The sequence below is a fragment of the Actinomadura sp. 9N407 genome (assembly GCF_044326315.1).
In the GTDB taxonomy this organism is placed as follows: domain Bacteria; phylum Actinomycetota; class Actinomycetes; order Streptosporangiales; family Streptosporangiaceae; genus Spirillospora.
Window position 1 is genome coordinate 1 of record NZ_JBIRAW010000041.1, and the last position, 14,629, is coordinate 14,629.

The window sequence follows — 14,629 nt, forward strand, 5'->3', positions numbered from 1 at the left end:
CTGCGGAAACGATCGGCCCGCACCGAACAACACCTCGATCTGCGCACGCTCGGCACTGGTAAGACGACGTCCTGGCACAACAAGATCCTTTCAAAGACCTCGTTGCAACAGACACTAGAGACCACCCCAGGGCCAGAGGCGAACACGCCACGAGTCAACGGAAGCCAGCGGTACGGCTCACTCCGACAAGTACACTCATCACCGGTGCCGATCACCCCGGCGAGTGCCTGGTCCGGACGAGCCACTTTTGCGAAACGGATTGTCGTTGACTTCGGGGAGTTTCTCGCAGAGACCGCCGCGGGGCGCGACGGGTTTCTGGGGCCCTGAGTCCGCGCCGTTGCCCGAGACCGATCGCCGGACATTCGCGCAGGTCTGCCACGCCGCGGCACGGCAGTTGCATGCTCGGGTGGACAGCATCAGAGAACCGGGCGCGACTCTCAATTTCCACATCGCGGTCCTCGTCCGTGATGAGTACCGGATCGCGATCCTCTGCCATCAGCACCTGCCGCTCCTCGCACTCGCCGTTCCGCCCGCGGACCGCGACATGGAGATCACCTTCATCGACGATGCGGATGCCGCGGCGGCCCTGAGATCACTGACCTCGTTCAGCCTGCTGAGCCGAGCGGAACTCGGCACGCCGCTGGCCCGAACCGACCTCTCCGCCCTGGCCGACGCTGAGCTCGAGCAGGTCGCTTACTGGAAGCCCCACACCATGGGCGGACTCCTCTTCAACTACTGGGATTGACGTCCACGCCTGAGGGCCCCCATGGCCGCAGTGCCAAGGGGGCGGGTGGCCTTCGGATGTGACCGAGCCCACGCGCCCCTTGTCGGCCCGCTGCGATGGTGGACTAGCCGCCTCTGGTCGGTGGTGGCTTTGGAGTGGGCTAGTGCCCGTCGGGCTGGTCCGGGGCGAAGGGCCACTCCTCGAACCGGATGCAGCGGCCGTCGGCGTCGAACCGCAGGATCCATAGGTCACGCCAGCGCGCGGGGGCGTCGGCCAGGTAGTCGACCTCGATCCGCACCACCGCCGTGTCGCCGTCGACGGCCACGATCTCGCTCGTGATCGTGAACGGCTCGTCGGGGCCGTCCCGCTCGGCGTCCCACCACGGGCGGAGCCGGGACAGGCCCACGATCGGGTGCGCCCACGGTGACGGCAGGTACGACACGTCCGGCGAGAAGAGTTCGGCGAGCGGCTCGGTGCCGGACGTGCGCCACGCCCGCTCGTACCCGGCGACCCACCGTTCGACGGCATTTCTGTCCATGCCCGCCATGGTGCCAGCCGATCGCCCCGGCCTCCCGATGGGTTCCCTGCGGACGGTCGGTGATGTGCGATCACATCGCCGGCTTCCGTTGAACGGCGCGCCGGGGCATTGCGGAACGGGTCCCGCCGGGGAAGATTGAGATCTCGAGCCGATCGGACCCGAGACGACCGTGCGCGGCCACCGGCAGGTGCGAAACGCGGCTTCGTGGGAAGGGACCCGACCATGGCCGTCGAGAGGGAGAGCGATATGGCGCCCGCCGGTGACGTGCTGATCGTTGGAGCGGGGCCCACCGGGCTCCTGCTGGCCGGAGACCTGGCGGCCGCCGGGGTCCGCTGTACGGTGCTGGAACGGCGCACCGCCGAACTCAACCTGACCCGGGCGTTCGCCGTGCACGCCCGCACGCTGGAGCAGCTGGACGCCCGGGGTGTGGCGACGGAACTGGTCCGTACGGGCAGGCGGGTACCGGTGCTGCGGGTGTTCGGCTCCATCACGCTCAACCTGTCCCGGCTGCCGGGGCGCTTCCCGTACGTGCTGATCACGCCGCAGTACGAGACCGAGCGGGTCCTGGAGGAACGGGCCCTGGACGCCGGCGCGCGGATCGCCTGGGGGACCGAGCTGGTCGGCCTCAAGCAGGACGCCGGCGGCGTGGACGTCCAGGTCAAGGACGCCGACGGTGCCGAGCGGACGCTGCGTGCCGCCTACCTCGTCGGTGCCGACGGGGCGCGCAGCACGGTACGGCGGCTGCTGGGCATGCCGTTCCCCGGCCGTTCGGTGGTGCGTTCGGTGATGCTGGCCGATGTCCGGCTGAACGACGCGCCCCGCGAGGTGCTCACCGTGGGGGCCGTCGGTGACGCGTTCGCGTTCGTGGCGCCGTTCGGGGACGGCTGGTACCGGGTGATCGCCTGGAACCGGCATCACCAGGCGCCCGACTCCGAGCCGGTGCACATGGACGAGATCCGCGAGGTCACCCGGCGCGCCCTCGGTACCGACCACGGGATGCACGACCCGCGCTGGACCTCGCGCTTCCACAGCGACGAGCGGCAGGTCCCCGCGTACCGGAAGGGCCGGGTGCTGCTGGCGGGCGACGCCGCGCACGTGCACTCGCCGGCGGGCGGGCAGGGCATGAACACCGGCCTGCAGGACGCGGCGAACCTGGGCTGGAAGCTGGCCGCCGACCTGCACGGCTGGGCACCGCCGGGCCTGCTGGACAGCTACCACGACGAGCGCCATCCGGTCGGCCAGATGGTGCTGCGCGGCAGCGGTGCGCTGCTGCGTGCCGCCCTGCTCGAGCCGCGCGCGCTGCGGGCGGTCCGTGTCGCCGTCGCGCGCGTGGCGACCGGGATCGGGCCGGTCGAACGGCGCCTGGCCGGGGCCGTCTCGGGCATCGACATCCGGTATCCGGCACCGCCGGGGGCGCACCGGATGACCGGCCGCCGCGCACCGGACGTCCGGCTCGCGGGCAAGCGTCCGCGCCTGTACGAGGCGTTGCGGGACGGGCGGTTCGTCCTGGTCGTGGCGGCCAACGACCCTGCCGTGACGTACCTGGCGACCAAGCGCTGGGCCGATCGGGTGCACTGCGCGGTGGCGGGTGGCGCGACCCGTACGACCGCGCTGGTCAGGCCCGACGGCTACATCGCGTGGGCCACCGACGAGACCGCTCCCGACCGGAGGGCCGCGGCCATCAGGGAGGCCCTCACCCGCTGGTGCGGCCCTCCGGCCGAGCTGCCGTCCCATCTGGCTTCTCGGGAGAGTCCCTCCAAAGAGCAGCGGACCTGAGCGGGCTCCTTCCCTGCGAGCGCTCTGCTCCTTCCCTTGCGAGCGTTCCAGGAAAGGGAACGTCCTAGTAGCGGCGTTCCTCGCGGCCGTAGCCGAGTTCTTCGGCGACGTCGGCCAGGTTCTCGTATTCGCGGTCGGGCAGGCTTTCCAGCGCGGAGACGGCGGTTTCGGGTGCCTCGCCACCGGCCAGGTGCTCGATCAGGTCGTTCGGCCGGGCGGGGTAGCGGACGCCCGCCAGGGAACGCGCCAGCGCGCTGCGCTCATCGACGTCCCGCGTGCTCATCCCGGGTGGCGAGCCCTCCCGGCCCGCGCCCTCGGCCCTGGCCGGGTCCCACACCGGCTCGTCGGTGGTGGGCTCGGGCTCCTTCCACTCCTGGGCGTGCGTGGAGTGGCCGCCCTGGACCATGCCCTTGGTCTCGTGCCCCAGTTCGTCGTCCACCTTGGGGCCGTGCTTATCGCTGCGTTCCTGATCCATATGTCCGTCCCCCTCTGGTGTCTGCCCCTTGCGATGTGGTCGTTCCCGCGCGGCGGGGGATAAACAGAACCGAGATCGGCTCGGTGTCGCGCGGACGTCCGGTGCGCGTTCCGGTGAGGAGGCCGTCATGTCCCTGCGGGAACGGCTGGTCGCGCGCCGCCGGCTCCCGCCGGTGCTGCTGTCCCTCGCCGTGCTGTCCCTGGCCGTCCTGGCGTCCGGCGCGATCGCCGTGTCCGACGGGACACCGCCGCCGGACACCGGTGACACCCGGGTGCGCGTCATGACCTACAACCTCCGCCAGGACATCGATCCGCCGCCCCGGGACTGGCCGTCCCGGCTGCCCCTGGTGGAACGGGTCGTGCGCAGGCACGCCCCCGACCTGCTGGGTGTCCAGGAGGTGCTGTGGGAGCAGGTTCGCGGGCTGGACGGCGCGCTGCCCGGCTACGACTGGATCGGCATGGGACGCAGGGGCGGCACCCGGGACGAGTTCGCGGCGATCCTCTACCGAGCGGACCGTTTCGAGGTCATGGACTTCGACCATTTCTGGCTGTCCGCGACGCCGGCCGTGATCGGCTCGTCCACCTGGGGCAACACCTATCCCCGCATGGTCACCTGGGCGCGGTTCCGCGACCGCCGCGACGGGACGGTCTTCTACCACCTCAACACCCATCTGGATCATCACTCCGGCTACGCGCGGGTGAAGAGCGCGCAGCTGATCCTGGACCGGGTCCGCGGCTTCCAACCCGGGGTACCGGTGCTGCTCACCGGTGACTTCAACACGGCGGCGGGCGAGAGCGAGACGTACCGCATCCTGACGGGGACGGACGCGTTCACCGACACCTGGAGGACGGCGGGCAGGCAGGGCCCGGTCCACAACACCTTCGGCGGCTGGCGGACGCCGGTGCCCGGGGGCGACCGCATCGACTGGATCCTGTCCCGGGGCGCCGTGACGGCGAGCTGGACCGGGATCGACCCGTACCAGAGGGACGGGCTGTATCCGTCCGACCACTACCCGGTGATCGCGCACCTGACGATCGGCGATGGACGCTGATCGCCGTATGTCCTGCTATTGATATACGAGCCCGTGGATGGACGGGCCCGTGGACGGACGAGGTCGTCGATGGGTGAGCTCATTGACATGCGAGCCCATTGACATACGAGCTCATCGACAATGCGAGCCCATCGACAATGGGCGGGCGGCGTGGCGGACGAGGCGGGGAGACGGCGTGAGCGGGCACATGACGCCGGAGGAGTTCCGGCGGTACGGCAAGCAGGTCATCGACTGGATCGCCGACTACCAGGAGAAGATCGAGTCGTATCCGGTGTTGTCGCGGGCACGGCCTGGCGAGGTGCTGGCCGGCCTGCCCGAGCATCCGCCGGAACGGGGCGAGGGCTTCGAGGGCGTGCTGGCCGATCTGGACCAGGTGATCATGCCGGGGATCACGCACTGGCAGCATCCGGGGTTCTTCGCCTACTTCCCGGCCAATGCCAGCGGCCCCGCGATCCTGGGTGACCTGCTGTCGTCCGGGCTGGGCGTCCAGGGGATGCTCTGGGCCACCAGCCCCGCCTGCACCGAACTGGAGACGCGGGTCGCCGACTGGCTCGCCGAGCTGCTCGGCCTGCCCGAGGCGTTCCGCGGGAACGGCGTCATCCAGGACTCGGCGTCCAGCGCCTGCCTGGTGGCGGTCCTGGCGGCGCTGCACCGTGCCGGAGGCGGGACTCCGCCCGCGCAAGGCGGGCTGGTGGGGAGGCACACCCTCTACATCAGCTCCCAGACCCATTCGGCGCTGGAGAAGGCGGCCCGGATCACCGGGATCGGGGCGGACAACGTCCGCGTCGTGGACACCGACCCGGACACGCTGGCGATGGATCCGGCGCATCTGGACGCGCTGATCGCCGAGGACCGGGCGGCCGGAGCCGTGCCGGTGCTGGTGTGCGCGACGATCGGGACCACGTCCACGACCGCGATCGACCCGGTACGCGCGATCGGTGAGGTGTGCGACCGGCACGGGGTCTGGCTGCACGTGGACGCCGCGTACGCGGGAGTGGCGGCGGTCTGCCCCGAGCTGCGGTGGATCAACGACGGGCTCGGCGAGCACGTCGATTCCTACTCCACCAACCCGCACAAGTGGATGCTCACCAACTTCGACTGCAACCTGCTCTATCTGGCCGACCGCGGGCCGATGGTCGACGCGCTGTCGATCCTTCCCGAGTACCTGCGCAACCAGGCGACCGCGTCAGGGGAGGTCATCGACTACCGTGACTGGCAGATCTCGCTGGGCCGGCGGTTCCGCGCGCTGAAGCTCTGGTCGGTCATCCGCTGGTACGGGGCGGAGGGCCTGCGCGAGCACATCCGTACCGGCGTAAGGCTCGCCCAGGAGCTGGCCTCGTGGATCGACGCCGATCCGGGCTTCGAGGTGCTGGATCACCACCCGTTCGGGCTGGTGTGCTTCCGGCCACGGTGGGAGGGGCTGCCGGACGGTGAGGCCGACGCGGCGACACTGCGGATGATGGAGCGACTCAACGCGTCCGGAGCGCTTTACCTGACCCATGCCAAGCTTCCCGGCGGCACCCGTGCAGGGCTTCCGGACGGCAAGGCGGGCGGGCGCGTCCTGCTGCGGATGGCGATCGGGGGGCCTGCCACGACGGAGTCCCATGTGAGGGACGCCTGGCGGCGGATCCGGGACGAGGCGTCCGGCTCCGCCGCCGTCGCGGCCACATGATCGAAATATGGACCGATCTCACAAAGATCATGATGCGCGCTCCCTGGCCCGGCATGCGAGGCTAGGGAGTGTCCCAAGGAGAGCGGGAGGTTGACATGGCCGACTCGGCAGGAGAGCCAGAAGGTACCGAGGACGACGTGAAGCGCAGGTTCAAGGAGGCCCTGGAGCGCAAGCAGGGGGCCGCCAAGGACAAGAGCGCGGGCGGGGCCGGCAAGACCTCGAAGGTCCGGGGGACGCACGACCGCGCCGACCATCAGCGCCAGTTCCGCCGCAAGAGCGGCTGACCGGGCGATCCGCCGTCCGGGCCCCCGCGTCTCGTACGCGGGGGCCGGGCGGCGTCAGCCTTTGTAGAGCTTCTTGGCGTACTCGGTGCCGTAGTAGCGCTCCAGGTCCTCCAGGCTCTCCTCGACCTGCTGCATCTCCTTGACCAGGCGGGCGTGCGAGGGCATCGCGTCGGGATCCCAGGTCTCGGGCTTCCAGACGGCCGAGCGCATGAGCGCCTTGGCGCAGTGGAAGAAGATCTGCTCGATCTCCACCACCAGGGCCAGGATCGGCCGGTGTCCCTTGACGACCATGTCCTCGAAGAACGGCGCCTCGCGGACGAGCCGGGCCCGGCCGTTGATCCGCAGCGTCTCGCCGCGTCCCGGAATCAGGTAGAGCAGGCCGACGTGCGGATTGGCCAGGACGTTGTGGTACCCGTCGGCCCGCCGGTTGCCGGGGCGCTCGGGGACGGCGATGGTCGTGTCGTCCAGGACGACCGTGAACCCGGGCGGGTCGCCCTTGGGCGAGACGTCGCAGTTGCCCTCGGCGTCGCTGGTGGCGATCAGGCAGAGCGGCGAGAGGGACAGCCACTCGCGGTCCCGGTCGTGCAGGCGTACCCGCTCCTTGGTCAGCGCCCGTGGCATGGGCTCACCGAGCAACTCCCGCAACTCGGTCGCCGACGTGATCTCCGTGATCTCCATGGACTCCGGCGGCCCCGTGAATTCCGCCGATGCCGATCCCTTCGACTTCATGGGATCTGCCGTCTCCGTGGGCTCCGTGGGCTCCGTGAACTCGTGTGCAAGCGTCACCGGGTTCCTCCGCGCTCGGGGCGGCCAGATTATCGCGGGCTCGGCTGGACAGCGGGCCACGGGTCCCGATAAATCTTAGTTATAAGATAAATTGCCCTGCTACGTGCGGTTCTGAGATGCGGCACCACTGAGACAGCGGCACCACTGGGACAGCGACGTGGCTGGGACATGGAGAGGTGAGGTGGCGATGACCGGAGTGTTCGCCGATGAGATCCTGGTGGGCGGCCGATGGCGGCCCGGATCGGGCGCGCTCATAGAGTCCAGAAGCCCGGCCACCGGCGAGGTGCTGGCCCGGCTGCACGGCGCCGATCCGTCCGATGTGGACGAGGCCGTACGGGCCGGGGCCGCCGCCGCGGCCGACCCCGGCTGGCGCGATCTGCCGCCGCATGAGCGGGCCCGGTACCTGGTCCGGATCGCCGATCTGATCGCCGAGCGGGCGGACGAGCTGGCCGCGCTGCAGACCGCCGACACCGGCAAGTCGATCAACGAGACCCGGGCGCTGGTGGCCAGCGCGCAGGGCACGTTCCGCTACGTCGCCGCCGCGCTGGAGACGATGGAGGACGCCCTCACCCCGCCGCGCGGCCCGTACCTCACGATGAGCGTGCACGAGCCGATCGGTGTGGTCGGGGCGATCACGCCGTGGAACTCGCCGATCGCCAGCGACGCGCAGAAGATCGCGCCCGCGCTGGCGGCCGGGAACGCGGTGGTGCTCAAGCCGGCCGAGTGGACTTCGCTGGTCTCGCTGGCGCTGGGACGGCTGATCGGCGACGCCGGGCTGCCGCCGGGCCTGCTGTCGGTGCTGCCCGGCCCGGGCCGTACGGTCGGGGACGCCATCGTCCGCCATCCAGGCGTCGGCAAGGTGTCGTTCACGGGCGGCACCGCGACCGGGCGCGGTATCGGCGCGGCCGCGGCCGAGAAGATCATGCCGGTGTCGCTGGAACTGGGCGGCAAGTCCCCGACGATCGTGTTCCCCGACGCCGACCGGGAGCAGGCGATCGCCGGGCTGCTGTTCGGGATCTTCTCCTCGTCCGGGCAGAGCTGCATCGCCGGTTCACGGGTCTTCGTCCATGCGTCCGTCTACGACGAGGTGCTGGATGAACTTGTGGCCCGGACCGAGAAGCTGCGCGTGGGCCCCGGCACCGACCCGGCGACCCAGGTCGCGCCGATGGTCGCGCACGCGCACCGCGACAAGGTGGCCGCGATGGTGGAGCGCGCCGTGGCGGCCGGCGCGCGGCTGCGCTGCGGCGGGCGGATCCCCGAGGGCGACCCGTACGAGAAGGGCGCCTACTACCTGCCCACGATCCTGGACGGCGTGCCCAACGACGCCGCGATCTGCCAGGAAGAGATCTTCGGCCCGGTGCTGGTCGCGCTGCCGTTCGAGGACGAGGCCGACCTGGTGGTCCAGGCCAACGCGTCGGTGTACGGGCTGGCCTGCGGTATCTGGACCGGCGACTACCGGCGGGCCTGGCGGGTGGCGCGCCGGATCGACGCGGGCACCGTCTGGATCAATACCTACAAGCAGTTCAGCATCTCCACCCCGTTCGGCGGCTTCAAGGAGAGCGGCCTGGGACGCGAGAAGGGCCGGGACGGCATCCGGGGGTACATGCGCCAGAAGAGCCTCTACTGGGGCCTGGACGAGAGTCCGCTGCCCTGGGCGAACGCGTAGGCGAGGGACCCGCCCGCGTCAGGCCGGAGCGGCTTCGGCCTCACTGGCCCTGCCGGTGTCCCCAGGCGTGGCGGTGCCTTCGGGCTCGAGAGCGGCGCCGGGCTCGCGCGGCTCGGTCTGGGCGGACGGCTCGGTCTGGGCGGACGGCTCGGCGCGCTCGGCCGTCTCGGTGGGCTCGGCCGTCTCGGCCAGTTCGAGGGAGCGTTCGAGGCGGCCGAGCAGCCGGGCGAGCTGGCGCTGCTCGGTCTCCGACAGCCCGGCCAGCATTTGTCGCTCGTTGGCGAAGTGGTCGGACACCACCGCGTTGGTGAGATCCAGGCCGCGTTCGGTGAGCCGGGCGTAGACGACGCGCCGGTCACCCGGGTCGCGCTCGCGTACGATCAGCCCGGCCTTCTCCAGCCGGTCCAGCCGGAGCGTCACGCCGCCGGTGCTGACCAGCGAGATGCCCGCGAGTTCGCCGGCGGTCTTGCGGTACGGGGGACCGCTGCGCAGCAGCGTGGCCAGGACGTCGAAGGCGGCCATGTTGATGCCGTGCCGGTCGAAGATCTCGCCGAGCAGCATCGAGTAGCGCAGGAAGCCGCGGTGCAGGCGGCCGAAGACCGCCAGCCCTGACACGTCCACGTCGGGCCGTTCCCGCTGCCACTGCTCGATGATCAGATCGACGGTGTCGGGCCGGTCCGCGGCCTTGCGCGCCATCTCGCTCCCGTTCCCATGGTCCCGTGTCGACGTCCTGATGTCGACGTCCCGATGTTGACGTCCGGTGCGGACGCCCCAGTGCGGACGCCCACTGCGGACTCCCCGTGTGGATGTCCCAGCGGGGATGTCCAGTGTGGACGTCCCAGGGCGCCGAGCGTGAGTGTCTCAGCGCCAAGACAGATTCTAGTGGCGGTACCGCCCAGGGCATTGCGCCGGGAAGTGGCTGAGTGCTAAAACAATCCCCATACATCTTGGCACTCAACTATTTTCCCCAGTTCAGCAGAGGAGTGGGACCGTCATGACCGATCTGGACCAGTTGATCGACGGCTGCATCGCGAGCAGGGAGAGCCGGCTGGAGGACTGGGACACGCTGGGGTTCCAGGCGAAGGCGGGGGAGGAGTTCAAGCGGGCGCAGGTCCGCTACATCGGCTCGGGTGCGACCGGGGATCACGAGACCGATGCTCGGATCCTGCCGTCGGAGCACTTCACGTTCTCCAACATGCGGCTGCCGGTGGGCGCGATCGGTCCCGAGCACACCCACCACGATGTGGAGGAGGTGTTCTTCGTCCTGGAGGGTGAGCTGGAGGTCACCGTTCATGACGTGGCGGATGGGACGCGTACGGCGTCGCGGGTGCTGGGGTACCGGGATCTGATCCGGGTGCCGGCGGGGGTGCCGCGGAGTCTGCGCAACGCCGGTGACACCGATGCGCTGTTCTGCGTGGTGATCGGGGCGCAGAAGCCGCAGCTGCCGACCTACCCGCCGACTTCCCCGATGCACGGCATCACCCGGGACTGACCGATGGCACGGCTGCGGCTCATCCGTTCCACCTGGCTGGCCGAGGACATCGTCCAGCTGGAGTTCGCCGATCCGGCCGGCCCCGACGCGGGGGCGGAGCTCCCGGCCTGGGAGCCGGGTGCCCACCTCACCCTCCGGCTACCCAACGGGCAGGCCCGCGAGTACTCGCTGTGCGGCGACCCCGCCGACCGCACCAGGTACGCCGTCGCCGTCCAGCGCGATGCCGCCTCCAGGGGAGGCAGCGCGTGCGTGCACGAGCGGCTGCGGGTCGGCGAGATCATCGAGGTGGACGGCCCGAAGAACAACTTCGCGCTGGAGGAGGCCCCGGCCCACGTCCTCATCGCCGGGGGCATCGGCGTCACGCCCGTCAAGGCGATGGCCGAGGCCCTGGACGCCCGAGGCTCGGACTGGCGGCTGTTCTACTGCGGCCGGTCCAGGGCGAGCATGGCGTTCACCGGCCTGCTGGAACGGCTCGGCGGCGGCTCGGTGACCCTGCACGCCGACGATGAGTCGGGCGGCCCGCCCGACCTGGACAAGGTGCTGGCCGGGATCCCGGACGGGGCGCTGGTCTACTGCTGCGGCCCCGAACCGCTGCTGGCCGCCGTCGAGGCCGCGATCGACGACCCGGCGAGGCTGCGCGTGGAACGGTTCCGCGCCCCCGAGACCCCTGCGGCCGACCCGTCCGGGGACGTCCCGTTCGACGTCCGCTGCGGTGACCGCCGGTTCACCGTACGGCCCGGCGCGTCCATCCTCGACACGCTCCGCGCCGGCGGCCTCCAGGTGCCCTCGTCCTGCGAGGAGGGCATCTGCGGTACCTGCGAGACCCGCGTGCTGGCGGGCGAGCCCGACCACCGCGACCACCTGCTCACCGACGACGAACGGGCCTCGGGGGAGTCGATGATGCTCTGCGTCTCCCGTTCCCGCGGCCCCGAACTCGTCCTCGACCTCTGACCCGCCCCCGCCCCCGCCCCTGCCCCTGGCTTCACCCTCTGGCTACACCACCCCTCACCCGCCCTAGAAGGGAGCTCAGCGCTCATGGCCCTGCGACTGCGGCCGGTACAGGCCCGCGAACACGAGCCGACCAGCTACGAGAACGCGCTCGCCGACGAACTGGAGGCCATCTTCGGCACGGGCGTGCACGACCTGCCCGGCCTGGTGACCGCGCTGAACGAGACCGGCGTACGGCCCTCCGACGGCACCGACTGGACCGCGGAGGCGTTCGCCGCCGAGATGGCCAGGCTCGGCGAGAAGGAGCACGTCCCGTTCCCCGCCGAAGGCCAGGCGGGGCGCACCGCGGCGCACGGCGGTGGCGGCACCGCCAAGCACCCGTCCGGGAACGCGGCGCTCGACACCGCCGACGGCCTCGTCCACCTGGGGCTGCGCAACCGCTGGTACGCGCTGTGCCGTTCGGAGGAGGTCAGGCGCGGTCAGCTGACCCGGCTCGAACGCGTCGGTGAGGAACTGCTGCTGTGGCGCGATGCCTCCGGGACGGTCCACGTCCAGGAGGACCGCTGCCCGCACCGGGGCGCCCGCCTGTCGCGCGGCGTGCACATGGGCGACCGGATCGCCTGCGAATACCACGGCGTGCAGGTCGACGCGGAAGGCGTGGTCGTCTCCGTTCCCGGCAGCCCGGGCTGCGCGCTGGAGGGCAAGCAGAGCCTGCGTACGTTCCCCGCCGTGGAGCACGCGGACGCGGTCTTCGCCTGGTTCGGCGACCCGGAGGGCGGCGAGCCCGCCCCCTTCGTCCTGCCCGAGGGCATCGGCGGCGAGTGGGACCAGTTCCTGTCGTACGTGGAGTGGGACGCGCCCTGGGTGTACTCGCTCGACAACCTCATGGACCCCATGCACGGCGCGTTCCTGCACCGCAAGTCGCACTCGATGGCGGGCGGCAAGCGCGAGGCGGTCTTCCAGGTCCGCGACACCGACACCGGGTTCGTGTTCGAGAAGGTCGACCAGGCCGGACTCAACTTCGACTGGTCGGAGTGGATCGACACGGCGATGCAGTGGGTGCGCCTGGAGATCCCGTACCCGCAGACCGCCGGACCGGGCGGCGCGTTCCGGATCGTGTGCACCGCCACGCCCATCAACGAGACCCAGCACGCCGCGTTCTTCTGGCGCTGCCGCAAGGTCCAGGGCTGGGAACGCGACGTGTGGCGCTTCCTCTACAAGACCCGGCTCGAGGAACGGCACTGGGCCGTACTGGAGCAGGACCGCCTGATGGAAGAGGCCATGCCGCTGGACGCCTGGAGCCGCGAGAACCTCTACCAGCACGACCTGGCGCTCGTACGGCTGCGCCGCCTGGTCCGGGGCGAGGCGCGCAAGCAGATCGCCGCTCGCGAGCAACGCGCCTCCGCCCAGCCGGACGCGCCCGGTACGCCCGCAGCGCCCACTGCGCCCGCCGCGACGGGAACGGCGGTACGGGCATGACGCCGGCGGAGCCCATCGCGCGGCTGCGCTCGCTGCGTTCGGTCGCGCTGCGCACGCCCGAGGCGAAGAAGGCCGCCGAGTTCTACCAGGACGTGTGGGGCCTGGACGCCGTCGAGGACGACGGGGGTGTGGCCTGGCTGCGCGGTACCGGGCCGGAGCACCACATCCTGGAGGTCCGCGAGGCCGACCGCAACGGGCTCGGCAAGATCGCCTTCTCCGTCGGGACGCCCCGCGAGGTGGACGACGCGGCCCGCCGGCTGGAGGCGCTGGGCGTCCCGCTCGCCGCCGAGCCGGGCCGGCTGGACCAGGCCGGCGGCGGGTACGGGCTGCGCTTCGCCGACCCCGAGAACCGGCTGATCGAGCTGTCCACCGAGGTGGAGGCCGTCGTCCCGAGGGACCCCGACGGCCGGGAGGCGGTACCGCGCAAGCTCGCCCACGTCGTTCTCAACACCGTGGACATCGACGCTGCCTGCGCGTTCTACACGACCGTGCTCGGCATGCGGGTCTCCGACTGGTCCGAGCACCAGATGGCGTTCCTGCGCTGCAACTCCGACCACCACGTCATCGCGTTCAACCAGGCGGAGTGGACGTCGGTGAACCACATGGCGTACGAGATGCCGTCCATCGACCACTTCATGCGCGGTATCGGCCGGCTCAAGCACCAGGGCGTCACGCCGCTGTGGGGCCCGGGACGGCACGGGCCCGGCAACAACACCTTCGGCTACTTCGCCGACCCGGCCGGGCTGGTCTGCGAGTACACCTCCGAGGTCGAGCAGGTCGAGGAGGACGCCTGGCTGTGCCGGGTGTGGCGCCGCGTACCGGAACTGTCGGACCTGTGGGGAACGGCGGGTCCCCCGTCCAAGGACGTCCGCACGCACATGGCAGGGATCCCCGACCCCGGCGGCTGGTGGGCACGGTGAGCCCCGCGGTCTCGGGCGGCCTGAACGGCTTGAACGGTCTCGACGGGAAGCTCGTCGTCGTCACCGGCGCGGGACGCGGCCTCGGGCTGGCCATCGCCCGGGCCGTGGGCGAGGCCGGAGCCCGGGTGGTCATCGCCGAACGCGATCCCGACCGGGCCGAAGCCGCCGTCGCCGACCTGACCGGAGCCGGGATCGAGGCTCACCGCGCCGACACCGATGTCGCCGACGAGGCCTCGGCCGCCCGGCTGGCGGAGGCCGTCGCGCCGCTGGGCCCGGTGCACGGGCTCGTCAACAACGCCGCACTCGCCGACGGCGTGGGCGGCAGGCCGTTCTACGAGATCGACCCGGCCCAGTGGGACGCGGTCATGACCGTCAACGTCCGCGGCACCTGGCTGGTCTCGCGCGCACTGTGGCCGCTGCTCGCGCGGCCAGCCCGGATCGTCAACCTGTCGTCCGACGCCGCCTTCTACGGGTCACCGAGGCTGGCCCACTACGTGACGTCCAAGAGCGCGATCATCGGCATGACCCGGGCGATGGCACGCGACGCGGGCCCCTACGACGTCACCGTCAACGCCGTCGCCCCCGGCCTCACCCTCGGGGAGGCCGCCGGCCACATCCCCGAAGAACGGCACGAGCTGTACCGGCTCAACCGTGCCCTGGCCCGCCCGCAGGAGCCCGGCGACCTCACCGGCGCCGTCCTGTTCCTGCTGTCGGACGCCGCCGCGTACATCACCGGGCAGACGCTCGTCGTCGACGGCGGCTTCGTCCTCAACTAGCCCTGCCAGCTACAACATGCCTGCCAGCTGTAACTAGCCCTG

At 71.1% G+C, this 14,629-nt stretch carries 15 protein-coding genes; 11 read left to right on the forward strand and 4 right to left on the reverse strand.

Annotation, left to right across the window (positions count from 1 at the left end):
• The first annotated feature begins 337 nt into the window (after positions 1 to 337).
• Complete coding sequence (locus ACH34Q_RS40900; protein ID WP_395988582.1) at positions 338 to 745, forward strand: hypothetical protein; 408 nt, start codon at positions 338 to 340, stop codon at positions 743 to 745.
• A gap of 139 nt (positions 746 to 884) precedes the next feature.
• On the opposite strand, the gene ACH34Q_RS40905 is transcribed toward ACH34Q_RS40900, so the two are convergent.
• Positions 885 to 1,262 (reverse strand): YybH family protein, encoded by a 378-nt coding sequence (locus ACH34Q_RS40905; RefSeq protein ID WP_395988583.1) that lies wholly within the window; start codon positions 1,260 to 1,262, stop codon positions 885 to 887.
• A gap of 222 nt (positions 1,263 to 1,484) precedes the next feature.
• Between ACH34Q_RS40905 and ACH34Q_RS40910 the strand changes: the two genes are divergently transcribed.
• Positions 1,485 to 3,038 carry an FAD-dependent monooxygenase gene (locus ACH34Q_RS40910; protein WP_395988584.1) on the forward strand — a complete coding sequence of 518 codons (1,554 nt, stop codon included), beginning with the start codon at positions 1,485 to 1,487 and terminating at the stop codon, positions 3,036 to 3,038.
• Between the two features lie 64 nt (positions 3,039 to 3,102).
• On the opposite strand, the gene ACH34Q_RS40915 is transcribed toward ACH34Q_RS40910, so the two are convergent.
• Positions 3,103 to 3,513, reverse strand: coding sequence for a DUF2795 domain-containing protein (locus tag ACH34Q_RS40915; protein ID WP_395988585.1), 411 nt, complete (start codon positions 3,511 to 3,513; stop codon positions 3,103 to 3,105).
• Between the two features lie 127 nt (positions 3,514 to 3,640).
• Between ACH34Q_RS40915 and ACH34Q_RS40920 the strand changes: the two genes are divergently transcribed.
• From ACH34Q_RS40920 to ACH34Q_RS40930, 3 genes are all read left to right on the forward strand, one after another.
• Positions 3,641 to 4,564, forward strand: a complete 924-nt coding sequence (locus ACH34Q_RS40920) for an endonuclease/exonuclease/phosphatase family protein (protein WP_395988586.1) — start codon at positions 3,641 to 3,643, stop codon at positions 4,562 to 4,564.
• 175 nt (positions 4,565 to 4,739) lie between these two features.
• Entirely contained in the window at positions 4,740 to 6,236 is a 1,497-nt protein-coding gene (locus ACH34Q_RS40925) for a pyridoxal phosphate-dependent decarboxylase family protein (protein WP_395988587.1), read from the forward strand.
• A gap of 95 nt (positions 6,237 to 6,331) precedes the next feature.
• Positions 6,332 to 6,520 carry a DUF5302 domain-containing protein gene (locus tag ACH34Q_RS40930; protein WP_395988588.1) on the forward strand — a complete coding sequence of 63 codons (189 nt, stop codon included), beginning with the start codon at positions 6,332 to 6,334 and terminating at the stop codon, positions 6,518 to 6,520.
• A 54-nt stretch (positions 6,521 to 6,574) separates the two neighbouring features.
• Here the strand turns inward: ACH34Q_RS40930 and ACH34Q_RS40935 are convergent, their stop codons facing one another.
• Complete coding sequence (locus ACH34Q_RS40935) at positions 6,575 to 7,198, reverse strand: pyridoxamine 5'-phosphate oxidase family protein (RefSeq protein WP_395988658.1); 624 nt, start codon at positions 7,196 to 7,198, stop codon at positions 6,575 to 6,577.
• 295 nt (positions 7,199 to 7,493) lie between these two features.
• On the opposite strand from ACH34Q_RS40935, the gene ACH34Q_RS40940 reads away from it, so the two are divergent.
• Positions 7,494 to 8,972, forward strand: a complete 1,479-nt coding sequence (locus ACH34Q_RS40940) for an aldehyde dehydrogenase (RefSeq protein WP_395988659.1) — start codon at positions 7,494 to 7,496, stop codon at positions 8,970 to 8,972.
• A gap of 18 nt (positions 8,973 to 8,990) precedes the next feature.
• On the opposite strand, the gene ACH34Q_RS40945 is transcribed toward ACH34Q_RS40940, so the two are convergent.
• Positions 8,991 to 9,668 (reverse strand): MarR family transcriptional regulator, encoded by a 678-nt coding sequence (locus ACH34Q_RS40945; RefSeq protein WP_395988589.1) that lies wholly within the window; start codon positions 9,666 to 9,668, stop codon positions 8,991 to 8,993.
• A gap of 298 nt (positions 9,669 to 9,966) precedes the next feature.
• Here ACH34Q_RS40945 and ACH34Q_RS40950 point away from each other — a divergent pair, with 298 nt between their 5' ends.
• The 5 genes from ACH34Q_RS40950 to ACH34Q_RS40970 all read left to right on the forward strand — a co-directional run bounded on the left by ACH34Q_RS40950 (position 9,967) and on the right by ACH34Q_RS40970 (position 14,587).
• Positions 9,967 to 10,464 carry a cupin domain-containing protein gene (locus tag ACH34Q_RS40950; RefSeq protein WP_395988590.1) on the forward strand — a complete coding sequence of 166 codons (498 nt, stop codon included), beginning with the start codon at positions 9,967 to 9,969 and terminating at the stop codon, positions 10,462 to 10,464.
• Between the two features lie 3 nt (positions 10,465 to 10,467).
• Positions 10,468 to 11,415: a PDR/VanB family oxidoreductase gene (locus ACH34Q_RS40955; protein WP_395988591.1), complete on the forward strand. Its 948-nt coding sequence runs from the start codon at positions 10,468 to 10,470 to the stop codon at positions 11,413 to 11,415.
• A gap of 84 nt (positions 11,416 to 11,499) precedes the next feature.
• The gene (locus ACH34Q_RS40960; protein ID WP_395988592.1) at positions 11,500 to 12,891 is read left to right on the forward strand and encodes a recombinase-like helix-turn-helix domain-containing protein; all 1,392 of its coding nucleotides are present in this window, start codon (positions 11,500 to 11,502) and stop codon (positions 12,889 to 12,891) included.
• Positions 12,888 to 13,811, forward strand: a complete 924-nt coding sequence (locus ACH34Q_RS40965; protein WP_395988593.1) for a VOC family protein — start codon at positions 12,888 to 12,890, stop codon at positions 13,809 to 13,811. The genes ACH34Q_RS40960 and ACH34Q_RS40965 overlap by 4 nt, the downstream gene beginning before the upstream one ends.
• Positions 13,808 to 14,587 (forward strand): 3-oxoacyl-ACP reductase family protein, encoded by a 780-nt coding sequence (locus tag ACH34Q_RS40970; protein WP_395988594.1) that lies wholly within the window; start codon positions 13,808 to 13,810, stop codon positions 14,585 to 14,587. Before ACH34Q_RS40965 ends, ACH34Q_RS40970 begins: the two co-directional genes overlap by 4 nt.
• Positions 14,588 to 14,629: the final 42 nt, after the last annotated feature.

What these genes read in the sequence shown, in the direction of transcription:
- ACH34Q_RS40965 (WP_395988593.1), top strand. Translation starts at nt 12,888, where the DNA reads ATGACGCCGGCGGAGCCCATCGCGCGGCTGCGCTCGCTGCGTTCGGTC.
- ACH34Q_RS40950 (WP_395988590.1), top strand. Translation starts at nt 9,967, where the DNA reads ATGACCGATCTGGACCAGTTGATCGACGGCTGCATCGCGAGCAGGGAG.
- ACH34Q_RS40955 (WP_395988591.1), top strand. Translation starts at nt 10,468, where the DNA reads ATGGCACGGCTGCGGCTCATCCGTTCCACCTGGCTGGCCGAGGACATC.
- ACH34Q_RS40935 (WP_395988658.1), bottom strand. Translation starts at nt 7,198, where the DNA reads ATGGAGATCACGGAGATCACGTCGGCGACCGAGTTGCGGGAGTTGCTC.
- ACH34Q_RS40910 (WP_395988584.1), top strand. Translation starts at nt 1,485, where the DNA reads ATGGCCGTCGAGAGGGAGAGCGATATGGCGCCCGCCGGTGACGTGCTG.
- ACH34Q_RS40920 (WP_395988586.1), top strand. Translation starts at nt 3,641, where the DNA reads ATGTCCCTGCGGGAACGGCTGGTCGCGCGCCGCCGGCTCCCGCCGGTG.
- ACH34Q_RS40940 (WP_395988659.1), top strand. Translation starts at nt 7,494, where the DNA reads ATGACCGGAGTGTTCGCCGATGAGATCCTGGTGGGCGGCCGATGGCGG.
- ACH34Q_RS40905 (WP_395988583.1), bottom strand. Translation starts at nt 1,262, where the DNA reads ATGGACAGAAATGCCGTCGAACGGTGGGTCGCCGGGTACGAGCGGGCG.
- ACH34Q_RS40915 (WP_395988585.1), bottom strand. Translation starts at nt 3,513, where the DNA reads ATGGATCAGGAACGCAGCGATAAGCACGGCCCCAAGGTGGACGACGAA.
- ACH34Q_RS40930 (WP_395988588.1), top strand. Translation starts at nt 6,332, where the DNA reads ATGGCCGACTCGGCAGGAGAGCCAGAAGGTACCGAGGACGACGTGAAG.
- ACH34Q_RS40960 (WP_395988592.1), top strand. Translation starts at nt 11,500, where the DNA reads ATGGCCCTGCGACTGCGGCCGGTACAGGCCCGCGAACACGAGCCGACC.
- ACH34Q_RS40945 (WP_395988589.1), bottom strand. Translation starts at nt 9,668, where the DNA reads ATGGCGCGCAAGGCCGCGGACCGGCCCGACACCGTCGATCTGATCATC.